General features: G+C 73.4%; 16 protein-coding genes. 7 read left to right on the forward strand and 9 right to left on the reverse strand.

All coding sequences use genetic code 11. The features are described 5' to 3' along the window. The first annotated feature begins 169 nt into the window (after positions 1 to 169). From ACFYON_RS11450 to ACFYON_RS11460, 3 genes are all read left to right on the forward strand, one after another. Positions 170 to 2,566: a M4 family metallopeptidase gene (locus ACFYON_RS11450; protein ID WP_354868744.1), complete on the forward strand. Its 2,397-nt coding sequence runs from the start codon at positions 170 to 172 to the stop codon at positions 2,564 to 2,566. A 75-nt stretch (positions 2,567 to 2,641) separates the two neighbouring features. Beyond that, positions 2,642 to 3,409 carry an enoyl-CoA hydratase/isomerase family protein gene (locus ACFYON_RS11455; protein ID WP_354868742.1) on the forward strand — a complete coding sequence of 256 codons (768 nt, stop codon included), beginning with the start codon at positions 2,642 to 2,644 and terminating at the stop codon, positions 3,407 to 3,409. Between the two features lie 59 nt (positions 3,410 to 3,468). Then, complete coding sequence (locus ACFYON_RS11460; protein ID WP_354868739.1) at positions 3,469 to 3,624, forward strand: hypothetical protein; 156 nt, start codon at positions 3,469 to 3,471, stop codon at positions 3,622 to 3,624. Here the strand turns inward: ACFYON_RS11460 and ACFYON_RS11465 are convergent. Then, entirely contained in the window at positions 3,599 to 3,904 is a 306-nt protein-coding gene (locus ACFYON_RS11465; protein WP_354868737.1) for a hypothetical protein, read from the reverse strand. The genes ACFYON_RS11460 and ACFYON_RS11465 overlap by 26 nt on opposite strands. Before the next feature lie 314 nt (positions 3,905 to 4,218). On the opposite strand from ACFYON_RS11465, the gene ACFYON_RS11470 reads away from it, so the two are divergent. Next, positions 4,219 to 4,842 carry a TetR/AcrR family transcriptional regulator C-terminal domain-containing protein gene (locus tag ACFYON_RS11470; RefSeq protein ID WP_354868735.1) on the forward strand — a complete coding sequence of 208 codons (624 nt, stop codon included), beginning with the start codon at positions 4,219 to 4,221 and terminating at the stop codon, positions 4,840 to 4,842. Positions 4,843 to 4,915: 73 nt separating this feature from the next. On the opposite strand, the gene ACFYON_RS11475 is transcribed toward ACFYON_RS11470, so the two are convergent. The 4 genes from ACFYON_RS11475 to ACFYON_RS11490 form a co-directional block, all read right to left on the reverse strand. Further along, positions 4,916 to 5,356 carry an HNH endonuclease gene (locus tag ACFYON_RS11475; protein WP_354868732.1) on the reverse strand — a complete coding sequence of 147 codons (441 nt, stop codon included), beginning with the start codon at positions 5,354 to 5,356 and terminating at the stop codon, positions 4,916 to 4,918. A 218-nt stretch (positions 5,357 to 5,574) separates the two neighbouring features. Continuing rightward, positions 5,575 to 6,711 carry a hypothetical protein gene (locus tag ACFYON_RS11480; protein ID WP_354868730.1) on the reverse strand — a complete coding sequence of 379 codons (1,137 nt, stop codon included), beginning with the start codon at positions 6,709 to 6,711 and terminating at the stop codon, positions 5,575 to 5,577. Positions 6,712 to 6,765: 54 nt separating this feature from the next. Beyond that, positions 6,766 to 8,310 (reverse strand): FAD-dependent oxidoreductase, encoded by a 1,545-nt coding sequence (locus ACFYON_RS11485; RefSeq protein ID WP_354868728.1) that lies wholly within the window; start codon positions 8,308 to 8,310, stop codon positions 6,766 to 6,768. 91 nt (positions 8,311 to 8,401) lie between these two features. After that, the gene (locus ACFYON_RS11490) at positions 8,402 to 8,881 is read right to left on the reverse strand and encodes an MSMEG_6728 family protein (RefSeq protein WP_354868725.1); all 480 of its coding nucleotides are present in this window, start codon (positions 8,879 to 8,881) and stop codon (positions 8,402 to 8,404) included. 87 nt (positions 8,882 to 8,968) lie between these two features. Here ACFYON_RS11490 and ACFYON_RS11495 point away from each other — a divergent pair, with 87 nt between their 5' ends. Further along, positions 8,969 to 10,753, forward strand: a complete 1,785-nt coding sequence (locus tag ACFYON_RS11495; RefSeq protein WP_387320726.1) for a potassium channel family protein — start codon at positions 8,969 to 8,971, stop codon at positions 10,751 to 10,753. Positions 10,754 to 10,805: 52 nt separating this feature from the next. On the opposite strand, the gene ACFYON_RS11500 is transcribed toward ACFYON_RS11495, so the two are convergent. Then, positions 10,806 to 12,044, reverse strand: coding sequence for an APC family permease (locus ACFYON_RS11500; RefSeq protein ID WP_355015084.1), 1,239 nt, complete (start codon positions 12,042 to 12,044; stop codon positions 10,806 to 10,808). Between the two features lie 298 nt (positions 12,045 to 12,342). On the opposite strand from ACFYON_RS11500, the gene ACFYON_RS11505 reads away from it, so the two are divergent. Beyond that, positions 12,343 to 13,488 carry a hypothetical protein gene (locus tag ACFYON_RS11505; protein WP_355015083.1) on the forward strand — a complete coding sequence of 382 codons (1,146 nt, stop codon included), beginning with the start codon at positions 12,343 to 12,345 and terminating at the stop codon, positions 13,486 to 13,488. Positions 13,489 to 13,506: 18 nt separating this feature from the next. Here the strand turns inward: ACFYON_RS11505 and ACFYON_RS11510 are convergent, their stop codons facing one another. Continuing rightward, positions 13,507 to 14,268: a phosphatase PAP2 family protein gene (locus ACFYON_RS11510; protein ID WP_355093942.1), complete on the reverse strand. Its 762-nt coding sequence runs from the start codon at positions 14,266 to 14,268 to the stop codon at positions 13,507 to 13,509. A 141-nt stretch (positions 14,269 to 14,409) separates the two neighbouring features. Between ACFYON_RS11510 and ACFYON_RS11515 the strand changes: the two genes are divergently transcribed. Then, positions 14,410 to 15,618 carry a DUF4032 domain-containing protein gene (locus tag ACFYON_RS11515; protein ID WP_354868716.1) on the forward strand — a complete coding sequence of 403 codons (1,209 nt, stop codon included), beginning with the start codon at positions 14,410 to 14,412 and terminating at the stop codon, positions 15,616 to 15,618. Between the two features lie 12 nt (positions 15,619 to 15,630). Here the strand turns inward: ACFYON_RS11515 and nagA are convergent, their stop codons facing one another. Both nagA and ACFYON_RS11525 read right to left on the reverse strand, forming a co-directional pair. Then, entirely contained in the window at positions 15,631 to 16,740 is a 1,110-nt protein-coding gene (nagA, locus tag ACFYON_RS11520; RefSeq protein ID WP_355093938.1) for an N-acetylglucosamine-6-phosphate deacetylase, read from the reverse strand. Then, entirely contained in the window at positions 16,737 to 17,669 is a 933-nt protein-coding gene (locus tag ACFYON_RS11525; protein WP_355015096.1) for an ROK family protein, read from the reverse strand. The genes nagA and ACFYON_RS11525 overlap by 4 nt, the downstream gene beginning before the upstream one ends. Between the last annotated feature and the right edge of the window lie 170 nt (positions 17,670 to 17,839).

Consider the following 17,839-nt stretch of genomic DNA (forward strand, 5'->3'; position numbering starts at 1 on the left):
CCGATCGGACGCGCGACGGGACCACCCGGTTCCGGGTCACCGCTCCTCCTCATCCGTTCGGTCAGTGTCTCCGGCGAGAGCACGCCAGCCTCTTTCACGTTTTTCGATGTATCGCTATATCTACACCAGTGACAACCCCCGTCACAACATCCGCCTTCCAGGAGGGCCCGTGAAAAGATCCGTCGCCGCCGTCAGCGCAGCGCTGCTCACCAGCAGCGTGCTGGCCTGCGTCACCACCTCTGCGCAAGCGGCAGCGCCAAGCGCACCCAGCGCTGAGGCCTCGGCCGTAGCCCGGTCCGCGAGCCTGCTGCGTGCCAACCCCGGCGCCGTCCAGGGCGCCAGTGGTGAGGCCTATCAGGCCGTCCGCACCAAGGTCGACCCGTCCGGGGCGGCGCACACCCGCTACAGCCGGACCTACCAGGGCCTCCGGGTGTACGGCGGTGACTTCGTCATCCACACCGCCGCGAACGGCACCATGACCGGCGCGTCGGTCAGCCTCTCCGCCCCGCTGACCCTGGGCACCACCGCGAAGGTCGGAGCGGAGGCCGCCAAGGCCAGCGCCCGCAAGGCGTTCTCCGGCTCGCTCACCTCGGTCGGCGCACCGGAGCTGTTCGTCGACGCCAGCAGCGGCAAGGGCCGTCTCGCCTGGGAGACCGTCGCGACCGGCTGGAAGGCGGACAAGCAGACGCCGTCGAAGCTGCACGTCGTCACCGACGCCACCACCGGCAAGGTGATCGGCTCGTACGACGAGATCGAGACGGTGGCCGGCACGGGCCAGGGCATCTACACCGGCTCGGTCACCATCGACACGACGCTGTCCGGCAGCACGTACCAGATGATCGACCCGGTACGCGGCAACGGCCGTACCTGCGACATGAACAACGGGACCTCCAGCTGCACCACGTTGACCGACGCGGACAACGCGTGGGGCACCGGCGCCAACTCGAACCGGCAGTCGGCCGCCGTGGACGCCCACTTCGGTGCCGCCAAGACGTTCGACTACTTCAAGAACGTGCACGGCCGCAACGGCATCTTCGGCAACGGCCAGGGCGTGCCGAGCCGGGTGCACTACGGCAACAACTACGTGAACGCGTTCTGGGACGGCGCCCAGATGACCTACGGCGACGGCTCCAGCAACTCCCGCCCCCTGGTCTCGCTGGACGTGGCCGGGCACGAGATGAGCCACGGCGTCACCGAGGCGCTGGCCGGGCTGGTCTATTCCGGTGAGTCCGGCGGCCTCAACGAGTCGACCAGCGACATCTTCGGCAACATGGTGGAGTTCTACGCCGCCGCGCCGAGCGACGCGGGCGACTACCAGGTCGGCGAGAAGATCAACATCAACGGCAACGGTACGCCGCTGCGCTACATGTACAACCCGTCGCTGGACGGCTCGTCCGACTCCTGCTGGTCCACCAGCACGAAGAACAAGGACGTGCACTACTCCTCCGGCGTCGGCAACCACTTCTTCTTCAACCTCGCCGAGGGCACCGGCGCCACCGCGTACGGCACCTCGCCGGTCTGCGGCTCGGCCCCGGCGGTCACCGGCATCGGCCGCACCAAGGCGGAGAAGATCTGGTACCGGGCGCTCGACGTGTACTTCACCTCGAACACCTCGTACGTGAACACCAGCAACCCGGCCAACACCGCCCGCGCGTACAGCCTGCGGGCCGCTACCGACCTGTACGGCAACTGCTCCACCGAGTACAAGACCGTCCAGGCGGCGTGGACCGCGGTGAACGTCGCCGGCAACGACGCGCCGTGCAGCTCGACCGGCAACGACTTCTCCGTCTCGCTCTCGCCGACCGCCGGGTCGGTGACCGCGGGCGGTTCGGTCTCCGCCACCGTCGCCACGTCCACCACCAGCGGCACCGCGCAGACCGTGACGTTCTCCGCGTCCGGCCTGCCGACCGGCGCCACCGCGTCGTTCAGCCCCGCCTCGGTGACCTCGGGCGGCTCGTCCACGCTCACCATCTCCACCAGCTCCAGCACCCCGACCGGCACCTACTCGGTGACGGTCAGCGGCAGCGCGGCGTCCGGCGCCAAGACCGCCACGTACTCGCTGACCGTGAGCAGCGTCGGCGGCGGCTGCACCGGCGCGGGCCAGAAGCTCGGCAACCCCGGCTTCGAGTCCGGCAACACGGTCTGGTCCGCCAGCTCCGGCGTGATCGGGCAGCACGGCAGCAGCCAGCCGACCCGCACCGGATCCTGGAACGCGTGGATGAACGGCTACGGCAGCACCCGTACCGAGACGCTGTCGCAGTCGGTGAGCCTGCCGAGCGGCTGCTCCGCGTACACCCTCTCGTTCTGGCTGCACATCGACACGGCGGAGACCACCAGCAGCGTCCAGTACGACAAGCTGAACGTGCAGGTGCTCAACTCGTCCGGCTCGGTGCTGGCCACGCTGGCGACCTACTCGAACCTGAACAAGGCCAGCGGCTACAGCCAGAAGTCGTTCAACCTGGCGGCGTACGCCGGGCAGACCGTCACGCTGAAGTTCACCGGCACCGAGGACGTCTCGCTGCAGACCTCGTTCGTGCTCGACGACACCGCGATCAACGTCTCCTGACCTGACCGCCGACTCCGGGGCCCGGCGGCCACCCCACGCGGGTGGTCGCCGGGCCCCGGCCGTTACGGTCGCACCATGTCCGACGCGGAACTGACAGTCGCCCTGGACGGCCCGGTGGCGACGGTGGTCATCCACAACCCGGCCCGGCGCAACGCCATGACCCCGGCCATGTGGCGGCAGCTCCCGGTGCTGCTCGACGGCCTGGAGGCGGACCCGGCGGTACGGGTGCTGGTGCTCACCGGCGCGGGCGGCACGTTCTGCGCCGGCGCCGACCTCGGCGACCTGGACGAGCTGCTGGCCGCCGGTGACGGCAGCATCGCGGTGGCCGCCGAGGAACGGCTCGCCGCATTCGGCCGCCCCACCGTGGCGGCGATCGAGGGTGCCTGCGTGGGCGGCGGCTGTCAGCTCGCCGTCGCCTGCGACCTGCGGCTGGCCGCCGCGGACGCCCGGTTCGGCGTACCCCCGGCCCGGCTCGGCCTGGTCTACCCGGCACCGACCACCCGGCGGCTGGCCGCGCTGGTCGGGCCGTCCGCTGCGAAGCATCTCCTGTTCACCAGCGAGCTGGTCGACGCCGAGCGGGCACTGCGGATCGGCCTGGTGGACGAGGTGTTGCCGGCCGGGGACCTGGCCGGGCGGGTGGCGGCGCTGACCGCCACCATCGCCGAGCGGTCCCGGCTCACCGTGACCGCCGCGAAGGAGATCGTCGACGGGCGTGCCGACGCCGACCGGCTGGCCTGGTGGCACGCCCAGGTGCGGGACAGCGGCGAGGCCCGCGAGGGGGTTGCGGCCGTCAACGAGCGCCGGCCGCCGCGCTTCGGCTGGACCCCGCCCGCCACGCGCTGACCGCCGTTTGACCGGCATCCCCCGATGGGTACGTCCCGGCCGTCGAACGGGGGACCATCGTGGACGCTGATTCGGAACGTCGGGAGATCAAGCGGGGACGCCACCGTGTCCGGCTGCTGCTGGTCGGCACGGTGTTGACGTTCGCGCTGGCCGAGGCGTTCCTGCGGGAACACCCCGGCGATCCGGCGGTCAGCGTGTCGACCGGCTCCCGCTGACCTGGGTCAGTAGCTCGTCCACCGACCACTGGTCGGAGGCGTGTTCGCCGTGCTTCGCGGCGAGCACCCGGCCGTCCGGCGCGATCAGGAAGTCGGCCGGCAGCCCGAGCCGGCCGCCGTGCGGCGTGCGGGACGGCAGCCGTTCGCGGCCGCGCAGGACGTGCCAGGTGCCGGTCGCCACGGCACGCAGGATCGGCAGCCAGGCGCGTGGGTCGAGCAGCGACCGCCGCGCCGACTCCACCCCGAACTCCCGGTAGAGCCGCCGGTCCGGATCGGCCACGACGGCGAACGGCAGGTCGGCGACGTGCTCGCGCAGTTCGTCGGCGGGGAGTGGAAGAGGACCACCTCGCGTACGCCGGCCGCCTCGATCTCGGCGTGCCGGCGGACGATCGAGCGCAGGTGGAGGTTGCAGACCGGGCAGCCGGCGAAGCGACGGAACTGGAGGTGGACCAGGCGGTCCGGGTCCGGCAGGGCGACCTGGGCGCCGGTCACGCTGGTCAGGTGGCGGGGGTTGACGACGTCCATGCGCGCTCCCGTTGTAGGCGTACGGCGTACTCCTACAACCGTAGGCGTATCTTGTACGCTGTCAAGGCCATGCCTCGTCCCCGTTCCCTGACCCCGGCCCGGCTCGCCGACGCGGCGCTCGCGGTGCTCGACCGGGACGGCCTCGCCGGCCTCACCATGCGCGCGGTCGGCACGCAGCTCGGCACCAGCACGATGGGCCTCTACCGCTACGTCGCCGACCGCGACGAATTGGAGGCGCTCGTCGTCGAGCGGGTCCTCGACCGGGTGGACACCCGGCCGCCGCTCGACGTCCCGTGGCCGGACGGCGTCCGGGAGCTGGCCGACCGGGTACGCCACGCGGTCGGCGCCCATCCGGCCGTCGTCCCGTTGCTGCCCGCGCACCGGCACCGCTCACCGGCGATCCTGCGCTGGGGAGAGGCGGTGCTCGCGGTGCTGACCCGGGCCGGCTTCACCGGAACCGGGCGGGTGGTCGCGTTCCGCGCCCTGCTCGGCTACGTGGTCGGCGCGATCCAGATGGAACACCTCGGCGCGCTGGCCGGCCCCGGCACGGCTGCCATCGAGGCGCTGCCCCGCGACGAGTTCCCCCTGCTCGCCGAGACCGCGCGCGACGCCGGCGCGGTCGGACCGGAGGACGAGTTCGGTGGTGGGCTGGACCTCCTGCTCGACGGGCTGGCCCGGCGTCTCGACACCTAGGGCATGGTGGGACCGGCGGGCGCGGCGCCGGGAAGTACCCCCGGCACCGCCCCCTGTGCCCGCCGGCCGTCCGTCACCGCGCCAGCGCGGCCCAGCTCGGTGTCACCGGCTCCCGCCGCAGCGGCATGCCCGCCTCGGCGGGGGTCCGGTCACCCTTGCGCTGGTTGCACGCGTAGCAGGCGGCGGTGGTGTTCCCCCAGGTGTTCCGGCCACCGCGGGAGCGGGGCAGGACGTGGTCGATGGTGGTGGCCGCGCCGTCGCAGTACGCGCACCGCCGCCGGTCGCGGGCCAGCACCCCGGCCCGGGACCAGGCCGGGCCGGCGCTGAACCGCCAGCGGGTCACCACGTACCGGACGAGGCGGACCACCCGTGGCAGCGGGAAGACGCCGATCACCCGGTCCGGCTCGGCCTCGTGGATCTCGGCGACCCGGCGGCAGAGCATCCGGATCGCGTGCTTGACGGTGACCCGGTGCAGCGGGCCGAGGTCGGCGTTTATGACGAGGACGGCGTCCACCGGGCTCTCCCTTCACGATCGGCGGTACGGCGACGAAAAAGCCGCCCGGTCCACGGGACCGGGCGGCGACGACGGGGACGCGCGACGTACGCGTCAGCCGTGCCCTCCGGGCCAGGGGCCGTGTTCCCGACAGGCGTCACCGAGCAGCCACGACGTCATCGTGGTGGCGGATCGTAGCGACATCGTCGGCTCCTGAAGCGGTGGTTGACCTTGCGCGATCACGGTAGATCGATTCGGGAATCATGGCCAACGTATTTCGATCCGTCGTCGGCGGGCCGCCGCTGCCGTCCGGCCCGCCCGGCACGTCCCGCGGCGGTGAGCGGCCGGTCGATCCGGGCGGTCATCTGCACCACCAGCTCGCTGTCCAGCAGCGGGCGGTTCACCTCGGCCGCCACCGACAGCGTGGGCGTGGAGATCGACCGCCAGATCGCGGTGAGCCCGGCGCCGAGGCCGACGAGCGCCACCGCCGCCCTGGTGGTGGGGGAGCCGGCCGCGGCGGCCGCGCTGACCCCGACGACCGCGAGCAGCACCACCAGCAGCGGCGCCAGCACCGGCCAGAAGATGCCCCGGGCCGCCTGCGCCACCAGCTTCCGGTCCCGGATGATGACGTTGCGGGCGACCACCGCCCAGTTCTCCTCGTCCAGCAGGTCGCGCGGGTGCAGGCCGCCGGTCAGCACGTCCTGCCACAGGTCGCCCTGGTTGCGTAGTTCGCGGGCCAGCTCGGCGAGCCCGGCCTCGCCCGGGTCGCCGACAGTGGCGCGACCGACGGCGGTGGCCCAGGCGGCGAGGGAGCGGCGCACCACGGCGGCCGAGTACGGCGGCAGCACGCTCGCCAGCTCGTCCAGCCACCTGCCGATCTGGATGTGCCGGCCTGCGAAGCGCCCGGCGAGCTGGTCGGCGTCGCCGCGCCGGACGGTGTCGGCGAGCGAGCGCCCGAGCCGGTACGCCACGCCCACCCGGTGGTTCGTCGCCATCGTCCAGCGCAGCACGTCGATGTTGAGGTCGTCGAGCGCGCGCAGCAGCGGTTCCCGGTCGGTCCCGGTGGCGCCTCGGGCGACGGCGGTGGACGGCACCGTACGGCCGGCTGGGGTGAGCGGCGCGATCTGGGCCAGCGCGACGTCCACGCCGTCGAGGTACATGCCGAGCCGGTGCCGCCCGGCCAGCTCGGTCAGGTTCGACAGCTTCGGCGGCGCCGGCATCTGCCGGTTCCCGTCCTCGGCCAGGTCGGCGGTCTGCGCGTGGTGGTAGGCGTCCGCCATCGACCAGCCGAGTCGCAGCGCGGTGACCACCGCGGTCCGTTCGTCCCGCGGTGTCCCGTACTCCTCGTCGCGCCGCTCGCGCGTCGCGGTGCTCACCGCCCGACCTCCCGTGTCACCGGATCAGTCGAGCGTAGAGCCGTTTTTGTTCGCTTATGGGTGTTTCGGGCCAGTCTTACCGGCCAGGAGGCCGCGCGGACGGATCGAGCGGACCGGCTCGGCCGCCGCCCCCTCGGCGCGCAGGATGTGGTTCGCCGCGATGATCCCGGTGGCCGCAGAGCGTTCCATCAGCGCGCTCGGGAAGTCGGTGCGGATGCCGTCACCGGCCAGGTAGAGGCCGGGCGCGTCGGTCTCCACTCCGGGACGCCAGGCGTGGCTGCCCGGCGTGAACGCCGGGGCCTGCGCCTCGACCCGGGCACGCAGCTCGCGTACCCGCAGGTCGGCGACCTCCGGCCAGAGCGCGGTCAGCTCCCGCAGCATCCGCGCGGCCAGCTCGTCGGCCGGCACGTCCGGCTCGCAGGCGTACGCGTGCAGCTCCACCACCGAACCACCGGTCCGCTCGGCCCAGCGCCGGGGCTCGTCCTCCAGCCGGTGGTAGAGCGTCACCGAGTCCAGCGTGGGCTGCCGGGAGACGCCGCTGAACACCGCCCGGTCGGCCCGGACGTCCCCGTCCATCCAGTAGCGCGCCACCGCGTACGGCGGCCCGGGCCGGCCGAACGCGGGCATCCGCGCCACCAGCTCGGGTGCCGCCGCGACCAGGCCGGGGGAGGCGTCGACCAGCGCGGCGAGCGCCGGTGGGTCCACCGCGAGCACCACGTGCGGCGCCTCCCAGACGTCACCGTCGGCGCCGGTCACCCGCCAACCCGCTGCGGTACGGTCCAGGCGGGCCGCCGCCGCGCCGGTCAGCACCCGGCCGCCGTGCTTCTCCACGTACCGGGGCAGCGGCTCCCAGATCGCCGTGCCGTAGTCCCGGTCCGGGCAGTCGAAGGCCAACCCTTCCGGGTTGCCGAGCAGGTAGAAGTGGAACTGCGCGATCATCTCGGCGGCCGACATCTCCGCCTCGTGATTGAAGAACGAGTGCGAGAAGACCTCGAACAGCATGGCGCGCGCCCGGTCCGGCAGCCGCAGCGAGCTGAGCAACTCGTCGGCGGTGCGCTCGTCGAACTCCTCGTAGGTGCGTACCGGGTCGTAGGTGAGCAGCGGCAGCGCGGCGTCCCGGTCCATCGAGCGCAGGTCCGCCAGGCGCAGGCTGGGGCTGCGCAGCAGCAGCGCCAGCAGGTTCGCCGGCGGCGCGGGCGGCAGCTTGCCGAACTCCTCGGTCGGCCACTGCTCGGACAGGATCGGATAGCCCGGGATCGGCTTGAGGAAGCCCAGCGCCGGATCGACCCGGCGCAGGATCGACCGCCAGTTCCAGTACTGCCGGAAGAACGCGTGGAAGCCGTGCTCGTTGCGCTGGACACCGTCGCGCAGCTCCTCCGGCCAGGCGCCGAGCCGCCCGCCGAGGTGCGGCGCGGCCTCCAGCACCGTCACCGCCACCCCGCGCTCGGCCAGCACCACCGCCGCCGACATGCCGGCGATTCCGCCGCCCACCACGAGCGCCGGGACCGGGCGCGGCACGCGGTCGGCGCCACCGCCGCCCGGGTCCACCACGTGCTCGCGTACGCCGATCAGACGACCTACCACTTGCGACAGGCTCACGGGGGCATCCTTCGGTCGGCGGTGCTCACAGTCTGCCTGAGGCGGAAGGAAGGCACCCGTTCTGACGCATCCGGATCTGCGGCCCTGCCCTTCACGGCAGGCAGCGGCGCGGGCGGTCCGACGGCGGCCAGACGTACTCCAGGTCGGGGGAGACGTCGGTGAACAACCGTGCGTAGTGGACGGGGTCCTTGCGCAGCAGCGACGACCGGTGACTGCGGTGCAGGTCGCCGCGGCCCAGCCAGGGCGGCAGTTCACCGGCGGCGGCCAACTCCTCCTGGGTGCGGATCAGCGAGACGCCGCAGGCGGTGGCCAGGTCGGTGGCGAGCGTGCCGGCGCAGGTGTCGGCCCGGCCCGGCTCGCACCACACCGCGCACATGTCCAGCCCGTACCGGGTCAGCGCCTCCTCGTACCCGGCCCACATCTTCACCGCGGGGTGGTTGCGCCAGCCGTAGTCCGGCCGGGTCAGCCCGCGCAGCACCTGGATCGCCTCCACACGCTGCTTGCCCAGCCGCTTCTGGTCCAGCGTGCGCGCGCTGGCCAGGAAGTCCGGATACGGCAGGAACGTCTGCATGCCGGTGCGTTACCCGTACCCGGACCCGCCATGCGTTCATGATCGTCGGGGCTGCGCGCATCGCGAGCGGCTGACTACGATCCGGACATGGCCGAGCCACTGCGTGACCGCGCGCGCCGCGCGACCGGCTGGCGGCTCCGGATGAACGGGGACGAACGCCCGCACTACGTGGTCTGCGGCTCCGACCCGCTCGCCTACTGGGTGGTCCGGTCGCTGCTCGCCACCGACAGCGCCGACGGCCGGGTGCGGGTCACGCTCGTGGTGCCGGCCCGCCGCCGGTCCGAGGGCCCCGACGGGCGGGACGTGCCGGGGGTACGGGTGGTCACGGCCGAGCGCCTCGACGAGGCGGCGTTCCGCCGGGCCGGGCTGGCGGGCGCGGCCGGGCTGGCCCTGCTGCACCAGGACGACGTGGGAAACATGCACGCCGCGCTCTGCGCACAGGAGGTCGAGTCGCGGCTGCGCCTGGTGGTGCGCATGTTCAACACCAACCTGGCGGACGGGCTGCGGCAGCTCTTCCCCGACTCGGCGGTCCTCTCCGACGCCTCGATGGCCGCGCCCGCCTTTGTCGCCGCCGCGCTGGGCGAGGTGGCGCCGACCCACTTCCGGCACGGCGGTCGCACGCTCTACGTGGCCCGCCGCGACGACGTACGCCCGCAGGACATGGTCTGCGGCCTGGCCGTCACCACCGACCCGGACCTGGTCCGGGTGCTGCCCGCCGACGAGGCGACGGCCGACGTGGTGCTGGCCGAGGCGACCGGGCGGCCGGCGGGCACCGAGGTGGCCGCGCGGCGGCTGGTACGGGCGCGGCGGCGACGGCAGCCGATGGCGGTGCTGCTCCGCGCGGTCCGCCACTTCGCCACCCGCAAGATCGGCATCGCGGTGCTGGTGCTGCTCGCGGTGATCGCGGCGCTGGGCTGGCTCAACGCCCGGGCCGCCGACGTGAGCTGGAGCGAGGCGGTCTACCTGACCCTGGTCACCACGCTCACCGGCCAGGACCCGGACGTCAACAAGCCGGTCGCGGCCCAGGTGATGCAGGTGGTGCTGAACCTGGCCGGGCTGGCGCTGATTCCGCTGATCACGGCCGCCGTCGTCGACGGCGTCGTCAACGCCCGGCTGGCGCTGCACGCCGGCCGGGTCCAGCCGGACCGTTCCGGGCACGTGGTGCTGGTCGGGCTGGGCCGGATCGGCACCCGCGTGATGGCGCAGTTGCACGACTTCGGCGTCGAGGTGGTGGCGATCGACAAGGACCCGGACGCGCGCGGTGCCGCGCTGGCGCACCGGCTGGGGGTGCCGCTGATCGTGGGCGACGCGGGCCGGGAGGAGACGCTCCGGTCCGCCTCGGTGGACACCTGCCAGGCGCTGGTGGTGGTCTCCACCGACGACGGGACGAACCTGCGGGCCGCGCTGATCGCCCGGTCTCTCGACCCGGACCTGCGCGTGGTGCTGCGGCTGTTCGACGGCGACTTCGCCGAGCGGATCCAGCAGGCGTTCGGCATCGGCATCTCGCGCAGTGTGTCCTACCTGGCCGCACCGGCGTTCGCGGCGGCCCTGCTCGATCGCGCGGTCATCGCCACCATCCCGGTCGCCCGGCACGCGCTGCTGGTCACCGAGGTGCCGGTGGTGGCCGGTTCGCCGCTGGACGGAAGCCCGCTGAGCGCGGTGGCCCGGCCCGGCGAGGTACGCCTGCTCGCGCACGCCCGGCCGAACCAGAAGGTCGACTGGTCGGCCGACCCGCGCATGGTGATCCAGGCCGGGGACCGGCTCACGGTGGTGGCCCGGCGGGCCGGGCTGACCGCGCTGCTGCGGCAGACCACGCCCGCGCCGCCGTCGGCACCTGCCGGCCCGCCCGCCGCGCGCCACCCGCGGGAGTGACCGGACGTGTGACAGTGGCCCGTCGACCGGCGGAGCGGAGCGATCGAGCGCGTCAGGCCGGACGGCGGCGGCGGACGGCGTACCCGAGCGCGCCGAGGGCGAGCACGCCGAACCCGGCGAGCACGCTCGGCGGCGGCAGTTTGACCGCCAGCACCAGGCAGCCGACCAGCCCCAGCGCGGCGAGCAGCCGTACCGGGACGCGCCGGTCCCGGTCCGGGCCGAGCGTCAGCGCCGACGCGTTTGTGATCGCGTAGTAGACCAGCACGGTGCAGCTGGAGAAGCCGATCGCGGCCCGGACGTCGCCCACCGCTACCACGGCGGCCACCACGGCGGCCACCGCCAGTTCGGCGCGGTGCGGCACCCGGTGGCGCGGATGCACCGCCGCCAGCGCGCCCGGCAGGTCCCGCCGCCGCGCCATCGCCAGCGTGGTCCGGCCGACGCCGGCGAGCAGGGACAGCAGCACCCCGGTCACCGCGACGGCGGCGCCGGTCCGGACCAGCCACGCCAGCCCCGGGTGCCCGGCGGCGGTCACCACCTCGACCAGCGGCGCGTCGGTCGCGGCCAGCCTGTCGGCGCCGAGCACGCCGAGCGCGACCACGGCGAGCGTCAGGTAGATCGCCAGCACCGCGCCGAGCGCCAGCGGCACGGCCCGGGGGATGGTGCGCGCCGGGTCGCGTACCTCCTCGCCCAGCATGGCGATTCGCGCGTACCCGGCGAAGGCGAAGAACAGCAGACCGGCGGCGGTCAGCACGCCGCCCGCGCCGATGTCGGCCGGTGCGGTGAGCCGGTCGGCGGCCACCTGCGGCGCTCCGGTCACCGCCACCACGGCGAGCACCGTGAGCACCACCGCGACGAGCACCCGGGTGGCGGTGGCGGTCTTGCCTATGCCGCGCAGGTTCACCGCGGTCACCGCCACCACCGCGAGGACCGCGACGAGCCGCGCCCGCCCCGGCCACAGGTACGCCCCGATGGTCAGCGCCATGGCCGCACAGCTCGCCGTCTTGCCGACCACGAATCCCCAGCCGGCGAGGAAACCGGCGAACGGGTGCAGCCGTTCCCGGCCGTAGACGTAGGTGCCGCCGGACTCGGGGTAGCGGGCGGCGAGCCGGGCCGAACTGGTCGCGTTGCAGTAGGCGATGAAGCCGGCCACCGCCAGCGCGACCAGCAGGCCGGGACCGCCGGCCGCCTCGGCGGCGGGGGCGAAGACCACGAAGACGCCCGCGCCGAGCATCGAGCCGAGACCGATGACCACCGCGTCGGGTACGCCGAGTCGGCGCGCCAGCAGTTCCACACCGGCAGCCTAGGGGTACGAGGTGAATGGCGGGTTCGGCCGCCCGGGCAATTGACGAAAATCATTTGCATAATTACAGGCTGCTCAGCGGTGGCCGATGCCGGGCCTGCTCGGTAGAGTCATTTATGCAGGTCAGCGCGCAGGTCGACGATTAAATGAGCGCGGCTCGCAGATGCCCCGCGCGGATTATCCGATTGCGATGACGAAGTTTTTTCTGCGTCGATCGGGCAAAGGTGCCCGCGAATCGGCTCCGGCAATTTCGGGAACGTCCGCTCCGCGACCGCGGGAGGTACCGCACATGACGCTCTTCGGCTGGGACGCCAGTGACTACGACGTCGACCGGGGGTTGACCACCGACCGGATCCGGGAGGCCCGCGCCGCGGGGATCGACTTCATGACCTACAAGGGCACGGAACAGTCGCGCGACGGCACGTTCCACAGCCAGTACTACGGGGTGATGCTCACCGCGGCCAAGGACGCGGGCATCCCGTTCCTGGGCATGTACGTGGTGGTGCACTCCGGTGTCTCCGTCGAGGACCAGGTCACCACGGCGATCGACTACGCCGACCGGCACACCCCCTGGTGGCGCGACTACGACCGGTTCTTCTGGCAGATCGACCTGGAACGCTGGCCGACCGACGAGGTGCCGCCGCACGTCGGCGTCGATGTGGGCCGGGAACTGGAGCAGCGCACCGGCAAGGTCGCGGTGATGTACGCCTCGCGCGGCGAGTACGGCGACGACGACCTGGGCGACTTCCCGCGCTGGAACGCCGACTACCCGTACCGGGTGGCCGAGGACTTCAAGGCCGCGTACGCGCGGGCCGGCGGGGACTCCGGACCGGGGTGGGTCCGTTACGGCCGCCCGGAGGCGACGCCAAGGATCTGGCAGTACACCGATTCGGCGATCATCGGCCGTCAGCACACCTGTGACGCGGACGCGTTCCGCGGCACCGCCGACGACTTCGCGAGGATGATCGGCGAGCGGACGTCCCGACCGCCGCAGCGGGAGGTGATCGCCACCTTCCACAGCACCGCGCACCCGGGCGACACCCTTGAGACCACCGACCGGTTCCACGCCATCCGCTGGGCGACCGGCCTCTACCACTGGACCGTGCCGCAGACCGGGCTGGTGAGCATCCAGGCGACCATCGACCTGCGCGGGTTGCGGCGCGACGACCTCGTCCGGGTGCGCGCCGAGTACACCAGGCCGGGGCACGGGGAGAGCGACACCCCGCTGCTGACGCAGGAGCGGGTGTCGATCGACCCGGCCTCGGCCGGGGGAGTGTTCGTCGTGAACACGCCGAACGAACGTGTCGAGTTGCCGAGGGACACCGAGATCCGCATCCAGGTGGCGGTGCGGCCCGGTGACGGCGACCGCCGCCGCCGGCTGACCTACAGCACCCGTACCCGGATCAGCATCGTGGAGATCCGGACGGCCGACTGAGCGCTGCGCCGCCCGCCGTCACCGCGTCGCGGAGGTGGCGGGCGGCGACTCCCAGCCGACCGGGCGCCGCCAGTCGCCGAGCCGGTTCGGCAGCGGCAGGCCGTCCCAGGGCACCCGGTGCAGCAGGCGGTCCAGCAGCAGGCCGAGCAGCAGGCCGGCGACCGAGTCGGTCAGCCAGTGCCAGCCCAGGTAGACGGTGGTGCAGAAGACCACCGCCGGAGGCGCCACCCGGATCGCCGTGACCAGCCGGGGCGGCACGGTACGGCCGAGGGTGCGCACGAGCGGGGCCAGCAGCAGGGCCAGGACGCCGTACCAGACGATCGCGTTGGCGACGTGCCCGGACGGGTACGACTGCGCGAAACGCACCGGCAGGTCGTGCTGGAACAGCGGCAGCGTCTGCTCCGGCGACAGGAACGGCTCCTTGGCCGAGGCGCTGGGCGCGGGGCGGGCCGTCCACACCTTCAGCGGGACGACCGTGAAGAACGTGAGCACGAACCCGATCACCGGCGGCAGCAGCGGCCGTACCGAACGCAGCCGCAGCGCCAGCAGCACGCCGAGCCCGGCCGCGAGCAGCGTCAGCGGGGTGCCCTGGCCGAGCAGGTTCAACGTCATCGCCACCCAGCGGGCGGCGGTCGGGCGGTGCTCGTCCGACCAGTCGGCGACCGCCCGGTCGAGGCCGAACAGGTGACCGGAGGCGAGCGCGACGGTCAGCGCCACCACTGCCACGAGCAGCAGCCCGTCGAACCACCACCCGGCCGGCCGGACCGGCCGCAGCCGCAGGTCACCGCGTACCCCCGAGGTCTGACGCACGCGACCACGCTACCGGCCGCCGACGACGTCGCGGCGGCGCGGGCATCGGCGGCTGTGTGCCCAACCACGAAGGGAAGCGCGGCGCGGGGGTCAGCGGTCACACTGGTTGCCGTGCGGATCACCTCGGCTCTCGTCGACCCGGCGCTGCTCGACCTCCCCTGGTCGACCCCGCTGGAGCAGTGGCCTGCCGAACACCTGGTGGCGCTGCCCCAGGGCATCTCCCGGCACATCGTGCGGTTCGTGCGGCTCGGCGGGTACGTCTACGCGGTGAAGGAGACCGGCGAGCGGGTCGCCGAGCGGGAGTACGACCTGCTGCGGGCGCTGGAACGGATCGACTTCCCGTCGGTCGAGGCCATCGCGATCGTGGCCGACCGGCAGACCGACGACGGCGAGCCGCTGGACCCGGTGCTGATCACCCGGCACCTCCAGTTCTCCCTGCCCTACCGGGCGCTGTTCTCCAACACGCTGCGCCCGGAGACGATGAACCGGCTGCTGGACGCGCTGGCCGCGCTGATCGTGCGGATGCACCTGACCGGCTTCTTCTGGGGCGACTGCTCGCTGTCGAACACGTTGTTCCGGCGCGACGCGGGCGCGTTCGCCGCCTACCTTGTCGACGCGGAGACCGGCGCGCTGCACCCGTCGCTGTCGAACGGCCAGCGCGGCGAGGACCTGGAGATCGCCCGGGTCAACATCTTCGGCGAGGCGCTCGACCTCCAGGCCGCCGGCCTGCTGCACGAGTCGATCGACCCGGAGGTGGTCTGCGAGGAGGTCGTGCGGCGCTACGAGCGGCTCTGGCACGAGATCACCTACGAGCAGCAGGTCGAGCGCGCCGCCCGGCACGACATCGAGCGCCGGATCCGCCGCCTCAACGAGCTGGGCTTCGACGTGGCCGAGGTGGCCATGTCCACAGTCGACAACGGGCGCTACCTGGTCCGGCCGAAGGTGGTGGACGCCGGCTACCACACCCGGCGGCTGCTGCGCCTGACCGGCCTGGACGCGGAGGAGAACCAGGCCCGCAAGCTCCTCAACGACCTGGACGCCTACCGGCTGGAGAGCGACCTGACCGACGAGCAGCAGGCGGCGCACCGCTGGCTGACCGAGGTCTTCGAGCCGGTGGTCCGGGCCGTCCCCGGCCACCTGCGGCGCAAGCTGGAGCCGCAGGAGCTGTTCGCCCAGATCATCGAGCACAAGTGGCTGCTCTCCGAGCAGGCCGGACGGGACGTCGGGATGCGTCAGGCGGTGCAGTCGTACCTGGCCGACGTGCTGGTGCACCGCCCGGACGAGCAGGCGGTGCTCGGCGTCGAGGCGCCCACCGCCTGACCGCCGGGCGGATCACTCCACCCAGTCGCCGCCGCGCATCACCCGTACCACGTTCAGGTCGTCGTCGAGCTCCACCAGGTCGGCGCGCAGCCCGGTGCGCAACGCGCCCACCCGGTCGGCCAGCCCGATCGCGCGGGCGGGAGTGGTGGCGACCATCCGGCAGGCGTCCGGCAGGCTCACGCCCGCGCCGACCGCGTGCCGCAGCGCCGCGTCCATGGTGAGCGTGCTGCCGGCGATCGCGCCGCCACGGCTGAGCCGGGCCACCCCGCCGGCCACCGTCACCGCCTGGCCGCCCAGCTCGTACTCGCCGTCGGGCATCCCGGCGGCGGCCATCGCGTCGGTGATCAGCGCGGCCCGCTCCGGACCTGCCACCGAGGCGGCGAAGCCGAGCATCCCGTCGTGCAGGTGCACCCCGTCGGCGACCAGCTCGCACACCACGTTCGGGGCCTCCAGCAGCGCCACCACCGGACCGGGCTCGCGGTGGTGCACCGGGCGCATCCCGTTGAACAGGTGGGTGCCGACTGTCGCGCCCGCCGCCACGGCCGCCCGGGTCTGCTCCCAGGTGGCGTCGGTGTGTCCGATCGCCGCCACCACGCCGTGCGCCACCAGCAGCTCGATCGCCTTGGTGGCGCCGTCCCGCTCCGGGGCGAGCGTGACCATGCGCACCGCGCCGCCGCCCAGCTCGATCAGCTCGGTCAGCTCGGCGACCGACGGGTCGCGCAGGAACTCCGGGTTCTGCGCGCCGCACCGGTCGGCGGACAGGTACGGGCCCTCGAAGTGGATGCCGGCCAGCACGCCGGACTCCACCAGCGGGCGGTAGGCGGCGGTGGCGTCGCGCATCAGGTCGAACGGGGAACTGACCAGGCTCGCCAGCAGCGTGGTCGTGCCGTGCCCGCTGTGGAACGTGGCGGCCCGCCGCGCCGACTCCGGGTCGCCGGTGGTGAACGTGTGCCCGCCGCCGCCGTGGGTGTGCATGTCCACGAAGCCCGGCACGATCCAGTGGCCGTCGCGCGCCGACGGGTACTCGGCGACAGCGGTGATCCGCCCGTCCGCGAACTCCACGCAGCCCTGCCGGATGACGCCGGTCGGGGTCACCACCTTGCCGGTCACGCGCCGGGTCATCGACTCTCCTTCGCCAGGGTGTCCAGGGCCAGCAGGGCGGCGCCCAGGCAGCCTGCCTCGTCACCGAGGCCGGCCTCGACCAGGCGCGGCTCGCGGTGGAACGTCAGCCGCTCGCGCAACGCCCGCCGCAGCGGATCGAACAGCCGGGGACCGGCCTGGGCCAGGCCGCCGCCGAGCACCACCGTCGACACATCGTAGAGCGCCTGCCCGGTGGCGAGTCCATCGGCAAGCGCCTCGACCGCCTCCCGCCACACCTCCACGGCGAGCGGTTCCCCGGCCGCCGCCCGGTCGGCCACCTGAGCGGCGGTGGTGGGTGCGCCGGACAGCTCGGCGTACCGGCGTCCGATCGCCGAGGCCGACGACACCGCCTCCAGGCAGCCGGTACGCCCGCAGCCGCAGCGCGGGCCGCCGGGGCGTACCAGGATGTGGCCGATCTCCCCGGCGGCGCCGTGCGCGCCGGTGGCGGCCGACCCGCCGACCACGTGGGCGGCGGCGATGCCGGTGCCGATCGCGACGAACAGCACGTGGCCGGCGTCCCGCCCGGCGCCGAGCCGCGCCTCGGCCAGGCCGCCCGCCCGCACGTCGTGGCCGAGCGCCGCCGGCAGTCCCAGCCGCGTGCGGGCCAGCTCCCGCAGGGGTACGTCCCGGAAGCCCACGTTCGCCGACCAGACCGCCACCCCGCGCGCCTCGTCGACCACCCCGGGTACGGCGATGCCGCAGGCCACCGGCGTACGGCCGTCGGCGCGGGCCTTGCCGGCCAGTCCTTCGGCCACGTCGAGGATCGTGCCGGTCACCGCCTCCGGACCGCGCTGCGCGTCGGTGGCGTGCCGTTCGGTGTGCACTGTCGTGCCGTCCGGCCGGACCAGGGCGCACTTCATCCCGGTGCCGCCCACGTCCAGCGCGACGACGACCTCGTCGCGTGAACTCACGCCGTCTGCCAGCCGTGCATGCGCTCACGGCCCTCGCTGCGCTCGGTGCGTTCGCTCATGCTCTGCGGGCTGGGCATGCGCTCACGGCCCTCGCTGCGCTCGGTGCGTTCGCTCATGCTCTGCGGGCTGGGCATGCGCTCACGGCCCTCGCTGCGCTCGGTGCGTTCGCT

It is taken from the genome of Micromonospora sp. NPDC005686 (assembly GCF_042871665.1).
Taxonomy (GTDB): Bacteria; Actinomycetota; Actinomycetes; order Mycobacteriales; family Micromonosporaceae; genus Micromonospora.

Bases quoted from the DNA above. Each gene is read 5' to 3' on its own strand.
- ACFYON_RS11455 (WP_354868742.1), top strand. From the start codon at position 2,642: ATGTCCGACGCGGAACTGACAGTCGCCCTGGACGGCCCGGTGGCGACG.
- ACFYON_RS11470 (WP_354868735.1), top strand. From the start codon at position 4,219: ATGCCTCGTCCCCGTTCCCTGACCCCGGCCCGGCTCGCCGACGCGGCG.
- ACFYON_RS11490 (WP_354868725.1), bottom strand. From the start codon at position 8,881: ATGCAGACGTTCCTGCCGTATCCGGACTTCCTGGCCAGCGCGCGCACG.
- ACFYON_RS11505 (WP_355015083.1), top strand. From the start codon at position 12,343: ATGACGCTCTTCGGCTGGGACGCCAGTGACTACGACGTCGACCGGGGG.
- ACFYON_RS11495 (WP_387320726.1), top strand. From the start codon at position 8,969: ATGGCCGAGCCACTGCGTGACCGCGCGCGCCGCGCGACCGGCTGGCGG.
- nagA (WP_355093938.1), bottom strand. From the start codon at position 16,740: ATGACCCGGCGCGTGACCGGCAAGGTGGTGACCCCGACCGGCGTCATC.